Here is a 3,145-nt window from a genome sequence, read left to right as displayed (position 1 = left end):
GCGGTCGCCGGGCCGCTGGCCAAGTACGGCGAGGCGTACAAGCGGCTGCGGGCCGTGGCCGCCGAGCTCGACGAGATCACCACCCGGGCGCGGGAACGGGCCCAGGAGGCCGACCTGCTGCGCTTCGGCCTCGACGAGATCGCCGCCGTCGAGCCCCGGGCCGGTGAGGACGTGGAGCTGGCCGAGGAGGCCGAGCGGCTCGGGCACGCCGAGGCGCTGGCATCCGCCGCGGCGGCCGCGCACGCCGCTCTCGCGGGCAACCCGGAGGACCCGGAGGGCGTCGACGCCGGGACGCTCGTCGCGGGCGCCCAGCGGGCCCTGGACGCCGTCCGGTCGCACGACTCGGCGCTGGCCGCGCTCGCGGACCGCGTCGGGGAGATCGGGATCCTGCTGCGCGACGCGGCGGGCGACCTGGCGGGGTACGCCGACGACCTGGACGCCGATCCGCTGCGGCTCGCGGCCGTCGAGGAGCGGCGGGCCGCGCTCACCGGGCTGACCCGGAAGTACGGCGAGGACATCGCCGCCGTGCTGGCCTGGGCCGAGCAGAGTGCCGCGCGGCTCACCGAACTCGACGGCGACGACGAGCGGATCGGGGAGCTGACCGCCGAGCGGGACGCCCTGCGGTCCGAACTGGGCGGGCTGGCGCAGGCGCTGACGGACGCCCGGACGGAGGCCGCCGAGCGGTTCGCCGCCGCCGTGACCGCGGAGCTGGCCTCGCTCGCCATGCCGCACGCGCGCGTGTCCTTCGACATCCGGCAGACCGAGGACCCCGACGGCGTCGAGGTCGGCGGCCGTCCGGTCGCCTACGGTCCCGCGGGCGCCGACGAGGTCGAGCTGCTGCTGGCCCCGCACCCGGGCGCGCCGCCACGGCCGATCGCCAAGGGCGCGTCCGGCGGTGAGCTGTCGCGGGTGATGCTGGCCGTGGAGGTCGTGTTCGCGGGGACGGATCCCGTGCCGACGTACCTCTTCGACGAGGTCGACGCCGGGGTCGGCGGCAAGGCGGCGGTCGAGATCGGCCGGCGGCTCGCGCGGCTGGCGAAGACCGCACAGGTCGTGGTCGTGACACATCTGCCGCAGGTGGCCGCCTTCGCCGACCGGCAGTTGCTGGTCGAGAAGACCAACGACGGGTCCGTGACCCGCTCCGGCGTCAAGGTCCTCGAGGGCGAGGACCGGGTCCGGGAGCTGTCCCGTATGCTCGCCGGCCAGGAGGACTCCGAGACGGCCCGGGCACACGCGGAGGAGCTGCTCGCGGCGGCCAGAGCGGACGCCTAGTAGGGAGCGGCGCCACCGGCGGTGGTGCGGCAAGGGCCGGGCGGGTCGCCCGATTTCACTCGTGTGGGTGACCCGGCCCGGCGCACACCCCCGATGCCGCGCCCCGCTGTCACGTCGCGGGGGCTCCGGCGTTCCCGGAACCCCCGTATGTCCTGGCATCCTTGGCGGAGTACGCGTCGTGACCGCCCGACCCGAACCAGGAGCCCGGCCACGTGACCCCCGTGAGCAGCCACTCACCGCACGGCCAGTTGTCGCTGCGCACCGTGCAGGTGCTGGGCGGAGGCAATGCCGCCAGCAGTGCGCATGTGCGCTCGCTGGCCGCGGGGCTCGTCGCGCGGGGCGTGAAAGTCACGGTGTGCGCCCCTTACGAGGCCGATCGCGCCTATGACTTCAGCGGTGTCGGCGCCGACCACGTGCACGTGCCGCGCAGCAGCGACCCGGTGTCGGTGGCGGCCCTGCGGGCGGCCTGCGCGCACGCCGATCTGGTGCACGCGCACGGGCTGCACGCCTCCTTCCGTACCGTCCTCGCCCTCAGCGGGCGGCGTGTGCGCACACCGCTGGTGGTGACGTGGCACGACCGGGCGCACGCCGACGGGGCCCGTGCCCACATGCTGCGGGTGCTGGAGCGCAGGGTCGTGAAGGCGGCCACCGTGGTGCTGGGCACGACCTCACCGCTCGTGGACCGGGCCCGGCTCACCGGCGCGCGCGACGCCCGGCTCGCGGCCGTCGCGCTGCCCGGCCCCCGCAGCCCCCGCGAACCCGACGACCCCGACCGGCGGCGGCCCAAGGTGCGCGCCGAACTCGGCGCCATCGGCAGGCCGTTGCTGATGGCCGTCGGCTCCCTGGAACGGCACCGCGGGTACGACGTGCTGCTGGACGCCGCGCGCGCCTGGCGCCGGCTCGATCCCGTGCCGCTGGTCGTGATCGCCGGGGAAGGGCCGCTGCGCGGTGAACTCCAGGGCCGGATCGAGGAGGAGGGGCTGCCGGTCCGGCTCATCGGGCGGCGCGACGACATCACCGACCTGCTCGCAGCCGCCGACCTCGCCCTGCTGCCGAGCCGCTGGGAGGCCCGCTCCGTCCTCGCCCAGGAGGCCCTCCACGCGCGCGTGCCCCTCGTCGCCACGGAGGTCGGCGGCATCCCCGAACTCGTCGGCGACGCGGCCGAACTCGTCCCGTACGGCGACGCGAAGGCCCTCGCCGACGCCGTCGTACGGCTCCTCGACGACCCGGCGCGCCGGGAACTGCTGACGGCCAAGGGCGCCCGGCAGGCCGCCACCTGGCCGACCGAGGACGAGACGGTCGCCCAGGTCCTCAGCGTCTACGACGAGCTGACGCAACCCCGCCCGCTCGCCTAGAGACGCCCGGGGGCCCCTAGGGGACGTGCCTGCGGGCCCGCAGGGCCAGGCTCAGGGCCAGGACCGTCTGCGGGTCGTCGAGGTCCGTGCCCAGCAACTCCCCGATGCGGGCCAGGCGGTTGTACAGGGTCTGCCGGTTCAGGTGCAGCTCCCGGGCCGTCTCCGCCTTGCGTCCCGCGTGGGCGAGGTAGGTCGTGAGCGTGGGCAGCAACGGCGGCCGGGAACGGCGGTCGTGATCCAGCAGCGGGCCGAGGGCGCGGTCGACGAAGGCCGCCAGGTCCGGATGGTCGCGCAGCCGCCACAGCAGCAGGTCGATGTCGAGCCGGCGGGCGTCGTACCAGGGCCGCTCCGCAAGACCCTGGGCGGCCGTGGCCGTCTCGGCCGCGTGCCGCAGGCCCGAGGCCGCCGCCGGCCAGCCGCCGGCCATGCCCACGACCACCACGGGCGGCTGCCCGCCCGGCCGCGGTATCCCGGCCCGGTCCACACCGGCCCGCAGCGCCGCCGCGACCCGGTCCGCG

Annotated in this window: 3 protein-coding genes; 2 read left to right on the top strand and 1 reads right to left on the bottom strand. The window is 76.3% G+C overall.

What is annotated here, in order from left to right:
* A partial coding sequence (locus ABT116_RS41375; RefSeq protein ID WP_351645415.1) for a DNA repair protein RecN occupies positions 1-1,272 on the top strand: 1,272 nt, incomplete at its 5' end.
* A gap of 212 nt (positions 1,273-1,484) precedes the next feature.
* A complete protein-coding gene (locus ABT116_RS41370; RefSeq protein ID WP_351645411.1) occupies positions 1,485-2,627 on the top strand; it encodes a glycosyltransferase family 4 protein in 1,143 nt (380 codons plus the stop codon).
* A gap of 16 nt (positions 2,628-2,643) precedes the next feature.
* Here the strand turns inward: ABT116_RS41370 and ABT116_RS41365 are convergent.
* Positions 2,644-3,145 (bottom strand): PucR family transcriptional regulator (locus ABT116_RS41365; protein WP_351645406.1); only part of this gene is annotated, 502 nt, incomplete at its 5' end.

Source organism: Streptomyces sp. NPDC002130 (assembly GCF_040296465.1).
Lineage (GTDB): Bacteria > Actinomycetota > Actinomycetes > Streptomycetales > Streptomycetaceae > Streptomyces.
This window is presented reverse-complemented; position numbering and strand designations above follow the sequence as displayed.